Origin of the sequence: Aurantiacibacter sp. D1-12 (genome assembly GCF_028858515.1) — a bacterium.
Classification (GTDB): Bacteria; Pseudomonadota; Alphaproteobacteria; order Sphingomonadales; family Sphingomonadaceae; genus Alteraurantiacibacter.
In genome coordinates this window covers 322560-339617 of record NZ_JAPJZJ010000001.1, presented here as the reverse complement: position 1 = coordinate 339617, position 17058 = coordinate 322560, and the positions used below count along the sequence as shown (strand labels likewise).

Sequence of the window (17058 nt, the reverse complement as noted above, 5' to 3'; positions counted from 1 at the left end):
CCCGTTTCCTGTGACTTAGCGACCCGAAGTGGCGGGCTGCGTGGCAGGCTGCTGACCTGCAGCAGCTGCAGCCTGCTGTTCGCGCAGTTCGCGCGGCAACCAGCCCTGCGGCGGCACCAGTTGAGCAGCCGGGATCAGCGCGTTGAGCTGGTCGAGCACGGCCTGGTTCATATTGTGGCTCGCTTCGGCAAAAAGCACCACGTCAGGCGTAACGACAAGGGTGTAGCCCTGCGCCCGTGCAGCGTTTTCGATTGCGGTCGAAAGCTGATCCTGGATCTGCTCTTCAACATAGGCCTGACTCAGTGCAACCGGAGCAAGAATCTGCTGCAGTTCGGCCTGACCCGTCTGCTGCAACTGCTGGATCTGCGCTGCCTGCTGCTGCAAAGCTGCCTGATCGGCATTGGGTTGCGCACGCGCGGCATTGAAAGCGGAAACCAGCGGCTCAAGCTGTGCATTCAGGGCCGTACGACGCGTTTCGGCCTGCTGCAGCTGTGCAGCATAGGTCGTCTGGCGCTGTGTCTGAGCGGTCTGGTATGCGCTCGAGTTAACGATGATGGCGGGCACGTTTACCACGGCCACACGCTCATTGCTCTGTGCCATTGCAGGCGTAGCGATGGCGGGCGCGGTGACAGCAGTCACGGCGAGAACGGCTGCAAGAGCCGGTTTGATCAGGGTCTTCATTAGAATTGTGTTCCTACATTGAAGGAGAAGAGTTTGGTTTCGTCGCCACGCTCTTTCAGCAGAGTGGTGGCTACGTCGATCCGGAACGGACCGAAGGGTGAATTCCAGTTTACGCCGAAACCCACGCTGACACGGGGGCTGGGTGTATTGCCGAGGAAAGTCTCGGTGAACGGCGGGAGAATAGTTCCCTGAGGGGTGTTATTCGACCCATCCGGCGCGATCGGATTGGTTACCAGCTCACCACCAATGGCCACACCGTCAGAATCGCGGACCGCCTGGAGGAAGAGCGGATTACCATCACCGTCACGCTGCGCGATGAACAGACCATCGGGCAACGGGCTTTGCGTCAGCTGCGGTGTATCCACGTCGAAAACGGAGCCAACGTCCAGGAAAACAGACGGGCGTAAGCCAAGTTCACGCGCGCCCGAGCCCAGCGGAATCTCGATTTCCGCACGGGCAAGGTAATAGGCATTGCCACCCAGCGCGTCGTCCTGCGTGCGGTCATCGTCGAGTGGAATCAGGACCTGGCCGCCATTGCCGTCGGGCTCATAGAACTGGCGGGTCACGCGCGGGCCGATGCCGCGAATGTCGAAACCTCGCATCTGGCCTTCGCCGAGGAAGAAGCGCTCTGTCAGCAGCACGCCCTCGTCGCCATAGCCGTAGATATAACCACCTTCGAGCGTCAGCGAACCGATAAAGCCGCTGCCCAGATTCCAGTAACGTGCTGCATTCACACGGGCACGCAGATATTGCGTGTCACCGCCAAGTCCGGCGAAATCGACCGTCAGGCTGGCGGCGGTACCGCTGGTCGGACGCAGGCGACTGTTGAGTGTGTTGTAGCTGAGCGTCGCCCCCAGGATCGACTGCAGGCGATCACCCAAAGCATCGCAAAGATAACGGCCTGCAAGCAGCGGCTCACACTGGCTGACGCCGTCGCCGTCAAAGTCGGCGAAGAACTGGCGCTCATCGACAGTGATTTCCTGATAGTTCAGCGTGTAACGGCCCAGAAGGCTGATGTACTCGCTGATCGGAACACCAACGCGAAAGCCGATGCCGGTCGTGGTCTGCTCGTAAGTCGCCTGATCACGGTCAAAGAAGCCGTTGTTGAAATCCTGGCGATAGATATCGAAGCCCAGCGCGATATCACGATCAAACACCTTGGGTTCGGTGAAGCTAATGTTGGCCGACTGCGAGAAGCGCGAGTAGTTGACCGACAGGCCAACCGTCTGGCCACGACCACGGAAGTTGTTCTGGCGGATCGAACCGCTGAAGATGAAACTTTCAAGGCTCGAGAAACCTGCCGAAAGCGAAAGCTCACCCGTAGGTTCTTCCTGCACGTTGGCCTGCAGAATGATCCGGTCCGGCGAGGACCCTTCTACCTGTTCGACTTCGAAGTTTTCCTGGAAGTAACCAAGCGAATTGATGCGTGCGGTCGAACGGCGCACCTGCAGGCTGCTAAACGCATCACCTTCTGCAATACGGAATTCGCGGCGGATAACCTTGTCCTGCGTCAGCGTATTGCCGTTGACCTCGATCGCTTCGATGTAGACGCGCGGCGCATCGGCTACCGTGAAGGTGACGTCCATCGTCAGATCTTCAGGGTTGCGCGAAACACGCGGACGCACGTCGGCAAAGGCATAGCCAAAGGCACCGGCAGTTTCAGCCAGGCCTTCTTCGATGTCGTCAATCTGCGAAGAGTTGAACCAGTCGCCGGATTCAATCGTCAGCTGCGAAGTCAGTGCCTCGCTGGAAAAGTCGCGCAGCTGGCTAACGACTTCGACGTCGCCCCAGCGATACCGCTCACCCTCTTCCACCACGTAAGTGATGATGAAGTCACGGCGGTCAGGCGTCAGCTCGGCAACTGCCGAAACAATGCGGAAATCTGCATAACCCTCGGTCAGATAGAATTCGCGCAAAAGCTGCTGGTCGTAGGCCATCCGGTCCGGGTCATAGCTCGTGTTGGAGCTAAAGAACGCAAACAGGCTGTCTTCGCGCGTGATCATGGCACCGCGCAGTTCACCGTCAGAGAACTGCTCGTTGCCGATAATGTTGATCTGGCGAACCTTGGACTTGGGTCCTTCGGTAATCTCGAAGATCACGTCCACACGGTTCTGATCCAGCATGACCATCTGCGGCTCGACCGTAGCGGCGAAGCGGCCCTGCCGCTTGTACAGTTCGATAATGCGGGCAACGTCTGCACGCACACGACTGCGAGTGAAGATCTGGCGCGGCGCGAGGTTGATTTCCGGCAGCAATTCTTCCGCGTCTACGCGATTGTTGCCTTCCAGAATGATGCGATTGATGATCGGGTTCTCGACCACCGAGATCGTCATCGTGCCGGTATTCTCGTTAAAGTCGATCCCGAAGTCGGCAAACAGCTCTGTTCCAGCCAGATCGATCAGCGCCTGGTCGGCTGCGGCGGCCGAGTATTCCATACCCGGGCGCAGCTGGATGTAGCTGACGATGGTTTCCGGCTCCAGGCGCTGGGCGCCCGAAACGGCAATCGAACGGATGATGTTCGGCTCGGCCTGTACCGGCGCAGGAGCAGGCTGTTCCTGCGTACCCTGCGGCGCCGGAGCGCCGTCCTGCGCGGCAACTGCAACAGGCAGCCCGGCCAGCATGGTGCAACCCATCAGGGCCGCGGCGTAATGCGATGCAGTGATTGTCCGTGTTTTGGAACCCATTATCCGTCCACTCTAGTCGACAACAGCGCCCCAATGATCAGCCCGAAAAGCCCAACCCCTTTGGGCACAAACCCGGTCGTCTCTTCTAGCCAAAAGGCGCAAAGTGCGCCCTTGCCCGATGCCAGCATAGCAATCAAGCGACCATCCGGGAATTCACGCTGAAACCGTCACCTTTCCCCGCCTAGCTGCCGAATATCGGCAGTTTGGCAATATCAATAAACGTCACGAAGACCATCAGCGCCAAGACAATGGCGATACCGGCACGGAACGCAAGCTCCTGACTGCGGGGACTGGCCGGTTTGCGGCGAACTGCCTCAACCGCGTAAAATGCCAAGTGCCCACCGTCGAGTGCGGGGATTGGCAGGAGGTTAATGAATGCCAAGTTAATTGAGATGAGAGCGGCGAAACTGGTGAATTCCAGCCACCCCAGAGAGAGCCTTTCACCAGAGACTTTGGCAATCGTCACCGGGCCGCCCAGCTCTTTGACCGAACGCTCACCCATAACAATCTGCTTGATGCCGAGTACGATGAGCTCGAACATCTTGCCCGTTTCCTGCGTTGCCAAGCCAACTGCGCTGAACACACCAACGTCTTGATAGGTCCGCTCGGTCGGATTGGTTTCGATGCCCAGCAGGCCAATGGTCGACTTGTTGCCAAATTCGTCTTCGATTTCGAACGGGCGTGAAGTGACCTCGAAATCGATCTGCGCACCATCTCGCTCAACGGTCACATCCCATGTGCGCGAAGGATGGAGCATCACGGTTTGTTGCAACTGACGGAAGTCGGACATTTCCTCACCGTCGATGGCGATCACACGGTCACCGATCTCCAGCCCTGCATCCTGCGCTGCTGAATCTTCAGCGAACGCCGCGATGAAGTTCTCCTGGGTCGGGTCCGCCGGAAGAGGCTTGCCGAAGGCCATGAAGAAAGCAGCAAAGATCGCAATCGCCACAAGGATGTTCGTCACCGGACCAGCGGCAACAATCAGCGATTTCTGCCATAGCGGCTTGTTCTGGAAATGGTCAGGCTCGCCCGGATTGTTCGGGTCAGGCACGCTCGCCGGATTCATGTCACCCTTGAACTGGACATAGCCGCCAAAGGGGAGCGCCGACAGCTTCCAGCGTGTCCCGCGCTTATCCGTATATCCGGCGATTTCCTTCCCGAAACCGACCGAAAATGCCTCTGCTCCGACGCCGAAAAAGCGCCCGACAAGGTAGTGCCCCAGCTCGTGCACGACGACGAGCGGGCCGAGCATCAGCAGGAAGCCAGCGATGTACATCCACCAAGGCAGGGACGTGATATCCAATTCAGGCGTGCTCCATCATTTCTTTCGCGCGCACCCGCGCCTCTGTATCGACGGCCAAAACCGCCTCAAGGTTCCCGGGCGCTTCGGGCGCATAGCTGTCGAGAGTTCTAGCCACTATTGCCGAAATATCGGTGAACTTGACCTGACCGGCAAGAAATGCCGCCACCGCCACCTCGTTCGCGGCATTGAGCACCGCAGGTGCCCCACCCCCGGCATAGGCGGCTTCACGCGCAAGTTTTGTCGAGGGGAAACGCCTTTCATCTGGTGCGAAAAAGGTGAGCTCGCCGATCGATGCAAGATCGAGCGGCTTGCACTGCGTATCCATGCGCCGCGGATGAGCGAGTGCGGAAGCTATGGGCACACGCATATCGCTCGGGCCAAGCTGTGCGAGCGTTGATCCGTCACGGTATTCTACCATCGAGTGGATCACGCTTTGCGGGTGGACGATGATCCGCAGTCGGTCGAGTCCGACCGGGAAGAGGTGGTGCGCCTCGATGAATTCGAGGCCCTTGTTGAACATCGTCGCACTATCGACGCTGATCTTCGCGCCCATATCCCAGTTGGGATGGGCCACGGCCTGTGCAGGCGTCACCGCTTCAAGTTCGGCCATGGTCTTGGCTCGTAGCGGACCACCGCTGGCGGTCAGCGTGATCCAGCTTACATCTTTGATATCATTGCCCTGCAAGCACTGGAAAATCGCATTGTGCTCGCTGTCGACAGGCAGCAGCGTGGTACCATGCCGGGCAACTTTCGCAGTCATGACGTCACCTGCCGAGACCAGCGCTTCCTTGTTGGCGAGCGCGACGGTGTTGCCCTGCTCTATCGCGGCCATCGTGGGTGCCAGTCCCGCGCAGCCTACGATTGCGGCAACGGTGAGGTCCGCCGGACGTTGCGCGGCTTCGATAAGCGCCTGTTCGCCGCCGGCTGTTTCGATGGACGTTCCCGACAGATGTTCGCGCAGTTCGGCAAGGCAGCTTTCATCACCCACAACCGCGATCTGCGCATCGAACTCGATGGCGAGCCGGGCCAGCTTCTCCGCCGAGCAATTCGCACTCAGCGCAACCACGTCCCAATTCGCGCGATCATCACGGATCAGGTCGAGCGTTGAATCGCCAATGGAGCCGGTCGCTCCGAAGATCGAAATGCTGCGGGTCATGGATGCACGTTATACCACAATAGCGAGGCAACAATGGCTACGGGCAAAAGGCCGTCCACCCGGTCCAGCACGCCGCCATGGCCGGGGATGAGGTTGGACGAATCCTTCACCGCCGCCTTGCGCTTCAGGCCGCTTTCAAGGAAATCACCTGCTTGGGCGACCACCGCCAGCACCGCGCCGATGCCGAGCGCAGCCAGACCCATCAGGGAAAAGCTTCGTTCGCCGATATTGCTATAGAAAAACGCGAAAGAGACCAGCGCGGCCGCCGTCGCCCCGCCTGCAAGCCCCGCCCAGGTTTTCGAAGGACTGACCCTTGGGGCGATCTTCGGACCACCAATGGCGCGGCCGGAGAAATAGGCACCCGTGTCAGTAGCGATCACGACGGCAACAACGCCCAAGATGACTTCCGCCGGCAGGCTCGCAAGGCAATAGGCCGCATAGCCGATGTAGAGTGCGCCGATCAGAAAGACCGCAGCCTGTGGGGCGAAGTTCGTGCTTAAGCGACGCGATATCCGGAACAGCTCCCAGATCCCAATGACCGCCACTGCGCCAATGAAGGTACTCCACCACAGCCCACCCAGCCACAACGCGGTACCCGCAATCGCCACCATGACAATTGCGCTGGCGAGGCGCTTGGGTAGGTCGCTCGTGCGCACCCACAGTGGCACCGGGAGCGCTTTCCTGGCCAACGCCTTTATCTTGTCGCGGCGGCGTTCGGGCGGCATCGCCGCATAGTCTTCATCGTCCACCAAAGCGTCGCTCCCGTGTCGCGAAGTTCTCGCAAGCGTCACGCAGACAGGCCTCGTCAAAATCCGGCCAGAGCAGGTCGAGGAACAGCATTTCCGCATAGGCTGCCTGCCACAGCAGGAAGTTCGAAAGGCGGACTTCGCCACTGGTCCTGATCAGCAGGTCGAGCGGTGGAAGGTCGGCGGTGTAGAGATGTTTTTCGATGCTCTCAGGCGTCACCGCTCCCTCAGCCGCCGCAAGAGCCGCTGCGCGGGCAATCTCGTGCTGCGCGCCGTAGTTGAGTGCCACCGCAAGCGTGCGCTCGCCGTCTTTTGTACGCTCCAGCGCGTCTTCAAGTTTTTCGACAATGTCGGGGGCGAAGGCGCTGTAATCGCCGATGATTCTGAGCCGCACACGGCGCTCAATCATATCCTTGAGGTTCGCCTCGATAAACCTGCGCATCAGGTTCATTAGGTCGGAAATTTCCTCTTCCTCGCGCTTCCAGTTCTCGCTGCTGAAAGCGTAGAGCGTCAGGCATTCGAGACCCAGTGTCTCGGCGGCCTGAACCGCTTTCTTCACCGCATCGCCGCCGGCCTTGTGCCCCAGCGCGCGCGGCAGCCCGCGCTTCTTCGCCCAGCGGCCATTGCCGTCCATGATAATGGCGACATGGCGGGGGTAGTTTTCCTGTGACACGGGAGAAAGCCTCTGGCGCTTACTGCGTCAGAATTTCCTGAACCTTCTTCTCGACGGCGTCGTCAACGCTGGCGACATGCGCGTCAGTAGCCTTCTGGACTTCGTCTTCCAGGCGCTTGCGCTCGTCTTCGGAAATTTCCTTCTTCTTCTCGTCTTCTTTCAGCGCTTCCATCCCGTCGCGGCGGACATTGCGCACAGCGATCTTGGCCTTCTCGCCATATTCACCGGCAAGCTTGGCGAGCTCCTTGCGGCGCTCTTCGTTGAGATCGGGCATTGGCAGACGGATCGTCTGGCCGTCAGTCATGGGATTGAGGCCGAGATTGGCCTTGGTAATACCCTTCTCCACCGCACTGACATTGGCCTTGTCCCACACCTGCACACTAAGCATGCGCGGCTCAGGCGCGGAGACGGTAGCCACCTGGCTCAACGGCATCATCGCACCATAAACCTCGGCCACAACCGGATCGAGCAGCGAAGTGTTCGCACGCCCGGTGCGCAGACCGGAAAGATCACCTTTCAGGCTTTCCACCGCGCCATCCATGCGGCGTTCGATATCGCTCTTGTCATACTTTGGCATCTGTCTCTCTCACTCAGTCTTTCTGTACGATGGTCTGCACGCCCTCGCCCGCCAGCACGCGTGCGACATTGCCCTTTTCGCGGATCGAGAAGACCACAAGCGGAATGTCGTTATCACGGCACAACGCCACGGCGGAAGCATCCATAACCTTCAAATTGTCTGCCAACACCTTGTCATAGCTGACGGTGTCAAAGCGTTTTGCGTCGGGATTTCCCTTGGGATCGCTGTCATAGACACCGTCCACACTGGTTCCCTTCAGCAACGCATCGCAGCGCATTTCGGCAGCACGCAGCGCGGCGCCGGAATCGGTGGTGAAGTAAGGCGCGCCCACGCCCGCTGCGAAAATGACGATACGGCCCTTTTCGAGGTGACGCTCTGCACGGCGACGGATCACCGGCTCGCACACCTGATCCATCTGGATGGCGCTCTGCACCCGCGTATCGACGCCCAGCTGCTCAAGCGCGCTCTGCATTGCCAGCGCGTTCATCACTGTGGCGAGCATCCCCATGTAATCGGCCTGCGCCCGGTCCATGCCCTGCGCCGCGCCCGCCATGCCGCGGAAGATATTACCGCCACCGATGACAAGGCAGATTTCGAGCCCGGTCTCCTTCGCCGCCTTCACCTCTTCGGCCAGCCGCATGACGTAGGACGGGTCAATCCCGAACTCCTGCTCCCCCATCAACACCTCGCCCGAAAGCTTCAGCAGGATACGCTTGGTGTCGGGTAGCAGCATGTTCCGGAATGTCCTCTCAACCGTGGTTTGCGCGGCTGTAGAATGAGTGCGCGACGAATCCAAGTGTTCCCCGGCGGTTTTGCGGTGAGCGCTTGTGCATGGCAGCTCTCGGCGTAGTCTTACGGGTTATGATCCGCATTATCTCCGCTCTTCGCAGGCGTTGGAAAACAGTCGCATCGCTGTTGGTTCTGATCGCGCTCTTCCTTGGCTGGAAAGCATGGTCAGACACGATGGGCGATCCCTCGGTCCTGCGTACAGAGGCCCGGTTGAACGGCTACCCCGCAGGCGCAGAACCCGTCACCGCCGCGCTGATTTCCGACGTGCACGTTGCGGGACCGGATATGCCACCCGAACGGCTGGCGCGCATTGTCGAGCAGATCAACGCGCTGGAGCCGGATATCGTGCTGATCGCCGGAGATCTCGTGAGCGAAAAGCGCACCGCATCGCATATCTACACGCCTCAAGAAGTGGTTGCACCACTCGCCGACCTCACCGCGCCGCTCGGCGTCGTGGTGGTTCCCGGCAACCACGATCACTGGTTCAACTGGGAAGGCCTGCGTAGCGAGCTGCAATCGCACGGGATCGTCACACTGCAGGATGAGGCGGTCCAGATCGGGCCACTGGCGATTGGCGGCGTGGACGATGCCTACACCCGGCGGGACGACCTCTCGCTCGTCTTGCAGCGTATGGAAGGTCTTCAAGGTGGCCGCCTAATCCTCACCCATAGTCCCGATATCACGCCGCAGGTGCCTGCCGATATCTCGTTGATCCTCGCTGGGCACACCCACTGCGGCCAGATCAGCCTGCCCTTCATCGGGGCACCTGCCTACATGTCCGCATATGGTGATCGGTTCGCATGTGGCGAGATCGTTGAGGGTGGCCAGACGGTAATCGTTGGCGCTGGACTTGGGACGAGCTTGCTTCCCATCCGTTTCGGCACGCGCGGCGAAATCTGGCTCGTGGAGTTGCAAGGCCAATCAGAAAAGGCCGCCGGAGCGCGAACTCCAGCGGCCTTTTCCTAAATTTGCTTCGAGGAAGCGATTAGCCGCCAACGGCAGCAGCCACTTCTGCGGCGAAGTCGCTTTCTTCCTTCTCGATGCCTTCGCCGAGGTGGTAGCGAACATAATCGACCAGTTTGATCGATGCGCCGGCTTCCTTGGCAACGCGGGCTACGTATTCTTCTACGGTCGCCTTGCCGTCCTTCACGAAGATCTGGCTCAGCAGTGCGTTTTCCTTGGCGTACTTCTTCACTGCGCCTTCGACCATCTTCTCCTGCACGTTCTCGGGCTTGCCGCTTTCGGCAGCCTTGACCTGTGCAATCGAACGCTCACGCTCGATTACTTCGGCGTCGAGTCCGTCTGCATCCAGAGAAAGTGGAGCCATTGCGGCAGCGTGCTGGGCGATATCGCGGCCCAGGCTCGCGAGGACATCTTCGCTGGCATCGCCTTCAAGCGCAACGAGAACGCCTATCTTGCCGAGGTCCTGTGCTTCCGGCGAAACGGCGTTATGCATGTAGGACACGACAGCGCCCTGCGAGACCGAAACGGTCTTCATGCGGCGAACCTGCTGGTTCTCGCCGATGGTTGCGACGTTGTCGGTCAGCTTGTCAGCTACAGTGCCACCATCAGGGTAGGCAGCAGCCTTGAGAGCTTCGACATCGTCGCCGTCAACGCCCAGAGCCACTTCGGTGGTTTTGCGGACAAAGTCCTGGAACTGGTCGTTCTTGGCAACGAAGTCGGTTTCCGAGTTGACTTCAACGGCAACACCCTTGGTGCCCGATACAGCCACGCCGATAAGGCCCTCAGCCGCGGTGCGGCTGGACTTCTTGGCGGCGGTGGCGAGGCCCTTGGCGCGCAGTGCGTCAACTGCGGCTTCCATGTCGCCACCAGCTTCTTCAAGCGCCTTCTTGGCGTCCATCATGCCCGCGCCGGTCTTTTCGCGCAGGGCTTTCACGTCGGATGCGGAAAATGCAGCCATTGTCTGTGATCCTTTTCAAATGATGCGTGACACCGGCCCTCTGGGGGGGATGACCGGTGCCATGAATTGGAATTGTGACAGGCAGGCGACGGATCGCCCGCCTGTCAGAAAAATCAGGCGTAAGCCAGATCAGGCAGCCGGAGCTTCTTCAGCAGTAGCTTCTACCGGAGGAGTGTCCATCGCGCCGATGTCAGCACCCGAGTCCACTACGCCGTCACCCGAACCCTTCGTCGCGGCCTGAGCCACGGCGTCGCAGTAGAGACGCACAGCGCGGCTGGCATCATCATTACCGGGGATCGGGAAAGCGATGCCTTCCGGATCGACATTGGTGTCGAGCACGGCAATCACGGGAATGCCAAGCACGTTGGCTTCCTTGATCGCGAGATCTTCCTTGTTGGCATCGATCACGAACATCACGTCCGGAACGCCGCCCATATCGCGGATGCCGCCCAGCGACAGTTCCAGCTTGTCCTTCTTGCGCGTCAGCTGAAGAACTTCCTTCTTGGTGAGAAGGCTGGTGTCGCCCGAAAGCGTTTCTTCCAGGTTCTTGAGCTCCTTGATCGAACCCGAAATCGTCTTCCAGTTGGTGAGCATGCCGCCCAGCCAGCGGTGGTTGACGAAGTGCTGGCCACATGCGCGGGCTGCCTGAGCGATCGGCTCCTGCGCCTGACGCTTAGTGCCGACGAACAGAACCTTGCCGCCTGCGCGGGCAGTCTGCTGCACGAAGTCGAGCGCGCGCGCGAACAGCGGCACGGTCTGCGACAGGTCGATGATGTGAACGCCGTTGCGGTCGCCGAAGATGTACGGCTTCATCCGCGGGTTCCAGCGGTGGGTCTGGTGGCCGAAGTGTGCGCCGGCCTCGATCAATTGCTGCATGGTGACGGTAGGTGCCGCCATAGGTAAATTCCTTTCCGGTTGTTCCTCTGGAAAGCGGGGAACCGTCCTCGGCTTAAGTTAGCCGCGGATGGCACCGGTATGTATGCCTTCCATGTGAATTTGCCGGGATCGGACGCGGCGATGATTCGCCCTGTCTTCACTCGACGGGCGCGCAGTTAGCGGAGCCCAACGCAGAAATCCACCCCAAATCGTGATGTGCGGTGATTCGCTTATCGGGCGACGAATTAAAGGCTCGCCCCCGCACGTTCTCCCATTGAACCCCATATCTTGGGGGCCTGCCGATATGAGAACACAAGTGGAACAAAAGTTCTTGACGGGTGAGAACAGAGATGGAACAAACCACCCATCGGCAGGGTCAACGGGAACGAATCACCGCGAACAGCGCTGTCGGGGCACTAAGAGGAAATACGGATATGACACTCGCAATTGCAATTTCGCTGTTCTTCGGTCTGGTGGCCGCAGTGTCGTTTGCCGTGTGTCATGCGTCGCTGCGCAAGGCAGCGAGGCAGTATCGCGCTGTGCGGGCAGAACTCGCCGCTATGGATCGCGCCCCTCGGACAGTGACCGTTCAACCTCGTCAACCGCAAGAGGCTTTCGTCCGGGCACTGGCGCTTTGTTCTTGAGCTTCCGCTCGTTTTTGACCTTTTGATAGCGCAGGATCGTCCAGGCAATCAGGCTAAGATAGATCACACCGATCAGGGTCAGCGTCCACCACGTCTCGAACATCAGTCCACCTACAAGCAGGCCTGCCATTGCGATGACGGCAAGCTTCAGGTCACCCGACGGTCGCAGAGACTTCCAGCTCGGTGTGGCGATATTGGACACCATCAGTAACGCGATGAGGATCAACCACGGCCCCACCAGCAACGGGTCGCGGAAAATCGGTTCCTCGGTCGCCAGCCAGAGATAGACCGGCATAAAGGCGAAGCCCGCCCCCATCGGCGCAGGAACACCGGTGAGGAAACCAGCGGATTTATGCGGCTGATCCTCGACATCGATCTGGGCATTGAACCGCGCCAGACGCAGAGCACAGCACAGAGCGTAGGCCAAAGCCGCCAGCCAACCGAAGCGCGGCATGTCCACCAGTGACCACAGATACAGCACCAGAGCGGGCGCAATGCCGAAACTTGCTGAATCTGCGAGGCTATCGAGCTCGGCGCCGAAACGGGACTGCGCCTTGAGCAACCGCGCCACGCGGCCGTCCATCATATCGAGCACGCCCGCGATGATCATCGCAAACACCGCCTTGTCCCATTGCTCGCTGACAGCAAACAGGATGCTAGTCAGACCCGAGCACAGTGCAGCAGCAGTAATGGCGTTGGGAACCACGGCGCGGACCGAAAGCCCCCTGCCCCCGCGCGACCGCGTTACGTGTTCACCCTCACTGGCCTTGGGCCCCAGCCATGCCGGACCGGGCGTAGCGGTTGCGTCTTCATCGAAATCGTGATCGTCGTGATTGTCGCCGTTCACTGGCTAACGCCCTCGAGCAAGCCCTGTGTGCCCATTTCGGCGAGCACTGTCTCACCCGCGACCACCTTCTGGCCGAGCAAGACTTTCGGATCAGTGCCAGCGGGGAGATAGACGTCCACGCGGCTGCCAAAACGGATCAGGCCAACGCGTTGGCCCGATGCCACTATGTCGCCTGGCTTGATGAATGGCACGATCCGCCGCGCAACGAGCCCGGCGATCTGGGTGAACCCGATACGCGCACCGTCGGCTCGCTCGATCATCACGTGCTGGCGCTCGTTTTCCTCACTCGCCTTGTCGAGATCGGCGTTCATGAAGGCGCCGGGGATATAGAAAATGCGCTTAACCGTTCCCGCAATCGGCGCGCGATTGATGTGCACGTCAAACACCGACATGAAAATGGAAATGCGTGTAACCGGACCGCTGCCGAGGCCTTCGCCCCCGTCACTGTCGGGTCCTTGCAGCTCCTTGGGCGGCTCGACCTGCGAAATCAGCGAAACCAGGCCGTCGGCAGGCGAAACGATCACCTTCTCTCCCTGCGGCACAACGCGCTCAGGGTCACGGAAGAAGGCAAAAACGCCTGCCGAAAGCGCCAACAATGGCCATCCGATGATCTCCCAATCGAGAAGGACCAGAAAAATCAGCGATATGCCGACCGCGATCACGCCATACTTGCGACCTTCGGGGTGGATAGCGGGAAATCCCCACTCCGCATCACCCCGCCCTCGGTTGTCTTTCAATTCACCAGCCATGGCGCATTACCTAAGCTCAAGCGGCTAGCCTAACAAGGCGATATTGATCGGCGGCGGGGGACAGCTTTACAAATTTCAATCCACCGAGAAGTCAAACGGCACGCCACTTTCACGGAAGCGCGAGGGTGTGATTTCGCGTCCCATCGGGGGCGCAGACCGCGCGACACAACGCGGGCGGTGACACATCCGGCATGCCACGCCGATGGGCGTGGGCTCCGCATCCTTCAGCGCGTCGGCATAGGCCAGCTGGTCGAAGTGACTGGCCGAGCAGGTAATTGCGACTGCGCGATTGACGCTGGCCGCCCCAAAGCTGCCGCCGCCGCCGCGGACCATACGTGCAATGGACACGTAGCGCTCACCGTCGGGCAACTCGATCAGCTGCGCATCGACTTCGGCAGGCCTGTCAAACACGCGGTGGACATTCCACAACGGACACCCGCCACCATGCCGCGCAAAAGGGAAGCCCGCTCCGTCGAGCCGCTTGGAGACATTGCCTGCCCTGTCCACTCGCAAGAAGAAGAACGGCACGCCCTCCTCGCCCGGCTTCTGCAATGTCGTGAGACGATGCGCCACCTGTTCGAAGCTGACAGAAAAGCGGGCGCACAGCGCCTCGATATCGTACCGCAGGTCCTCAGCCGCCCTCAAGAACGCGCGATAAGGCATGAGCACAGCAGCCGCCCAATAGCTCTGCAAGGCGCGCCGGACGAGGCGCTTACCGTCGTCGCTGGCGATCCGGCTGTCGGCCAGCAAATCCGTAATCGCAGCTTCCTGCTCGAGGATCGCGATCTGCAAAGCGGCCTGATAACGCCGCCCGGCATGATCGAGCCGCTCAGCGATATAGATGCGGCGACGGTGATAATCGTGCCAGCGCAGCGCACCGCGCAGGAGTCCATCGTCGGTCAGCCGCAATTCAAGTCCGTGCTTGTCCTTCAGGTGATCACGCATTGCCTCGTAGGAATCGAGCTGACGTGCGGCCCGCGCAGCACTGTCATCGAGCTCGGGAAAGCAGTTGCGGCGTGCGGCGAGGAAGGCACGTGCCTCGCCCACCGGATCGCTCGGGCCATCGGTATCGGTTGACGAAGGCGAGGCGCTCTCGCGACGCTCGGCCAGTGCGAGTTGTTCTTCACCAAAGGCAGTATGCAATCGCAGAAGTGCCTCGGCCATGCCGGGGTAGCTCGTTGCAATATCCTCGATATCGAGCGGTTCGATAGCGATATCGGCAAAGATCGGATCCTTCAGCACGCCTTGAAGGCGCTTCGCTGTTTCGTCTGCATCCTCATCGGCCAACTCTCCCACGTCGATGCGGTAAGTCGTCGCGAGCTTGATCAGCATCTCTGCCGTAACAGGGCGCTGGTTGCGCTCCATCAACGCAATGTAGCTGGGCGAGATGTCCAGATCGTCCGCCATTATCGCCTGGGTGAGGCCCAGATCGCGACGCAGTTTCTTCAGTCTCGGCCCCAGATAGAGCGCTTTACCAGCCATATATCCCTCCGTATCGGACACACCTTTACAGCATTACACACATTTCTTGTAAAGTTTGACAACATTACACCGAATTGCACGACGGCGCATGAATGCAATGCAAAACCAGCTCCATCACAAACAAAGTTCCCGGATGGAGCCCACATGACGTATTTTGCAGAAATTCACCGCCAGACCGGCATCAAGCAGCAGAACGGCAAGGACTGGCAAGCGATTAACCCCGAATTCGCCGCCCGCCTGCGGGTGCAGAACCGTTTCCAGACCGGGCTCGATATCGCGCGTTACACCGCGAAGATCATGCGCGACGATATGGATGCCTATGACAAGGATCCGGCGGCCTACACCCAGTCGCTCGGCTGCTGGCACGGATTCATCGGTCAGCAAAAGATGATCAGCATCAAGAAGCATTTCGGCACAACCAAGGGCAAGTACCTGTACCTGTCGGGCTGGATGGTTGCCGCGCTGCGCAGCGAATTCGGCCCTCTGCCCGACCAGTCGATGCACGAGAAGACAAGCGTTCCTGCGCTGATCGAAGAGCTCTACACCTTCCTGCGCCAAGCCGATGCGCGTGAACTGGGCGGCCTGTTCCGCGATCTCGACAAGGCCCGCGAAACGGGTGACGAGACCGCTGCGGCAACTGCGCAGCAAGCCATCGACAACCACCAGACGCACATTGTGCCGATCATTGCCGATATCGACGCGGGCTTCGGCAATGCCGAAGCGACATATCTGCTCGCCAAGAAGATGATCGAAGCGGGCGCCTGCGCCTTGCAGATCGAAAACCAAGTGTCGGACGAGAAGCAGTGCGGCCACCAGGACGGCAAGGTTACCGTTCCGCACGAGGACTTCCTGCAGAAGATCCGCGCAATTCGGTACGCCTTCCTCGAGCTTGGTGTTCCCGAAGGCATCATCGTCGCGCGAACAGATTCGCTCGGCGCTGGCCTGACCAAGCAAATCGCTTTCAGCAAAGAGCCGGGCGATCTGGGCGACCAGTACAATGCCTTCCTCGATTGCGATGAAGTCACCCCTGAGGCGATCGGCAATGGAGAGGTGCTGATCAGCCGCGAGGGCAAGCTCTTGCGCCCCAAGCGCTTGCCCTCGAACCTTTACCAGTTCCGTCCTGGTACAGGAGAGGACCGCTGCGTGCTCGATTGCATCACTTCGCTGCAGAATGGTGCAGACCTGCTGTGGATCGAAACCGAGAAGCCGCATGTCGAGCAGATCGCCGGAATGGTGGACCGCATCCGCGCTGTCGTGCCCCATGCGAAGCTGGTGTACAACAATTCGCCAAGCTTCAACTGGACATTGAACTTCCGCCAGCAGGTCTATGATAAGTGGGTTGAAGAAGGCCGCGACCTGACAGACTTTGATCGCGATCGTCTGATGAGCCAGCACTATGATGACAGCGATCTGGCGAAGGAAGCGGACGAGAAGATCCGTACCTTCCAGGCCGATGCCGCCAAGCGTGCGGGCATCTTCCACCACCTGATCACGCTGCCGACATACCACACGGCTGCGCTGAGCACGGACAACCTCGCCAAGCGCTACTTCGGTGACGACGGAATGCTCGGCTACGTCAAGCAAGTCCAGCGCGAGGAAATCCGCCAAGGCATTGCCTGCGTAAAGCACCAGAACATGGCCGGTTCGGACATTGGCGATGATCACAAGGACGCCTTCGCCGGTGAAGCTGCCCTCAAGGCAGGCGGTAAAGACAACACTATGAACCAATTTGCGGCTTAACCGTCGCGGTATCGAAGAAGGAGCAAGTACAATGGCAACACCAACCCTGGCCCGCCCCGTGTTCTCCACCGAGGACTTCGGATTGATCCGCAACGCCATCGCCGTCGCCATCCGCAACGGTGAGGACAATGCAGAGACACGCAAGCTCGTGAACCTGCACCACCGCCTGGGGCGTTTCGCCCGATGA

At 59.9% G+C, this 17058-nt stretch carries 16 protein-coding genes; 3 read left to right on the top strand and 13 right to left on the bottom strand.

Annotated features, from left to right (window positions below; all coding sequences use genetic code 11):
- Window positions 1–15: 15 nt before the first annotated feature.
- The 8 genes from OOZ52_RS01755 to pyrH form a co-directional block, all read right to left on the bottom strand.
- The gene (locus tag OOZ52_RS01755; RefSeq protein ID WP_274696758.1) at window positions 16–681 is read right to left on the bottom strand and encodes an OmpH family outer membrane protein; all 666 of its coding nucleotides are present in this window, start codon (window positions 679–681) and stop codon (window positions 16–18) included.
- The gene (gene bamA, locus OOZ52_RS01750; protein WP_274696757.1) at window positions 681–3365 is read right to left on the bottom strand and encodes an outer membrane protein assembly factor BamA; all 2685 of its coding nucleotides are present in this window, start codon (window positions 3363–3365) and stop codon (window positions 681–683) included. Before bamA ends, OOZ52_RS01755 begins: the two co-directional genes overlap by 1 nt.
- A gap of 181 nt (window positions 3366–3546) precedes the next feature.
- Window positions 3547–4671, bottom strand: coding sequence for an RIP metalloprotease RseP (gene rseP / locus OOZ52_RS01745; protein ID WP_342454921.1), 1125 nt, complete (start codon window positions 4669–4671; stop codon window positions 3547–3549).
- Between the two features lies 1 nt (window position 4672).
- Entirely contained in the window at window positions 4673–5827 is a 1155-nt protein-coding gene (locus tag OOZ52_RS01740) for a 1-deoxy-D-xylulose-5-phosphate reductoisomerase (RefSeq protein WP_274696756.1), read from the bottom strand.
- Window positions 5824–6576, bottom strand: a complete 753-nt coding sequence (locus OOZ52_RS01735) for a phosphatidate cytidylyltransferase (protein WP_274696755.1) — start codon at window positions 6574–6576, stop codon at window positions 5824–5826. Before OOZ52_RS01735 ends, OOZ52_RS01740 begins: the two co-directional genes overlap by 4 nt.
- Window positions 6566–7207, bottom strand: coding sequence for a polyprenyl diphosphate synthase (gene uppS / locus OOZ52_RS01730; protein WP_274697213.1), 642 nt, complete (start codon window positions 7205–7207; stop codon window positions 6566–6568). The genes OOZ52_RS01735 and uppS overlap by 11 nt, the downstream gene beginning before the upstream one ends.
- Before the next feature lie 58 nt (window positions 7208–7265).
- Window positions 7266–7823, bottom strand: a complete 558-nt coding sequence (gene frr, locus OOZ52_RS01725; protein WP_274696754.1) for a ribosome recycling factor — start codon at window positions 7821–7823, stop codon at window positions 7266–7268.
- A gap of 13 nt (window positions 7824–7836) precedes the next feature.
- Window positions 7837–8556, bottom strand: a complete 720-nt coding sequence (gene pyrH, locus OOZ52_RS01720) for a UMP kinase (protein WP_274696753.1) — start codon at window positions 8554–8556, stop codon at window positions 7837–7839.
- Window positions 8557–8654: 98 nt separating this feature from the next.
- Between pyrH and OOZ52_RS01715 the strand changes: the two genes are divergently transcribed.
- Window positions 8655–9578 carry a metallophosphoesterase gene (locus OOZ52_RS01715; RefSeq protein ID WP_274696752.1) on the top strand — a complete coding sequence of 308 codons (924 nt, stop codon included), beginning with the start codon at window positions 8655–8657 and terminating at the stop codon, window positions 9576–9578.
- Window positions 9579–9597: 19 nt separating this feature from the next.
- Here the strand turns inward: OOZ52_RS01715 and tsf are convergent, their stop codons facing one another.
- The 5 genes from tsf to OOZ52_RS01690 all read right to left on the bottom strand — a co-directional run bounded on the left by tsf (window position 9598) and on the right by OOZ52_RS01690 (window position 15131).
- Complete coding sequence (tsf, locus tag OOZ52_RS01710) at window positions 9598–10533, bottom strand: translation elongation factor Ts (RefSeq protein ID WP_274696751.1); 936 nt, start codon at window positions 10531–10533, stop codon at window positions 9598–9600.
- A gap of 129 nt (window positions 10534–10662) precedes the next feature.
- The gene (gene rpsB / locus OOZ52_RS01705) at window positions 10663–11430 is read right to left on the bottom strand and encodes a 30S ribosomal protein S2 (protein ID WP_274696750.1); all 768 of its coding nucleotides are present in this window, start codon (window positions 11428–11430) and stop codon (window positions 10663–10665) included.
- 537 nt (window positions 11431–11967) lie between these two features.
- Complete coding sequence (gene pssA, locus OOZ52_RS01700; protein ID WP_446698098.1) at window positions 11968–12900, bottom strand: CDP-diacylglycerol--serine O-phosphatidyltransferase; 933 nt, start codon at window positions 12898–12900, stop codon at window positions 11968–11970.
- Complete coding sequence (locus OOZ52_RS01695; protein ID WP_274696749.1) at window positions 12897–13649, bottom strand: phosphatidylserine decarboxylase; 753 nt, start codon at window positions 13647–13649, stop codon at window positions 12897–12899. Before OOZ52_RS01695 ends, pssA begins: the two co-directional genes overlap by 4 nt.
- 75 nt (window positions 13650–13724) lie before the next feature.
- Window positions 13725–15131, bottom strand: coding sequence for a helix-turn-helix domain-containing protein (locus tag OOZ52_RS01690; protein WP_274696748.1), 1407 nt, complete (start codon window positions 15129–15131; stop codon window positions 13725–13727).
- Window positions 15132–15275: 144 nt separating this feature from the next.
- Between OOZ52_RS01690 and OOZ52_RS01685 the strand changes: the two genes are divergently transcribed.
- Together OOZ52_RS01685 and OOZ52_RS01680 are read left to right on the top strand one after the other, a co-directional pair.
- Window positions 15276–16871 carry an isocitrate lyase gene (locus tag OOZ52_RS01685; RefSeq protein WP_274696747.1) on the top strand — a complete coding sequence of 532 codons (1596 nt, stop codon included), beginning with the start codon at window positions 15276–15278 and terminating at the stop codon, window positions 16869–16871.
- A 31-nt stretch (window positions 16872–16902) separates the two neighbouring features.
- Window positions 16903–17058, top strand: a complete 156-nt coding sequence (locus tag OOZ52_RS01680) for a hypothetical protein (protein WP_274696746.1) — start codon at window positions 16903–16905, stop codon at window positions 17056–17058.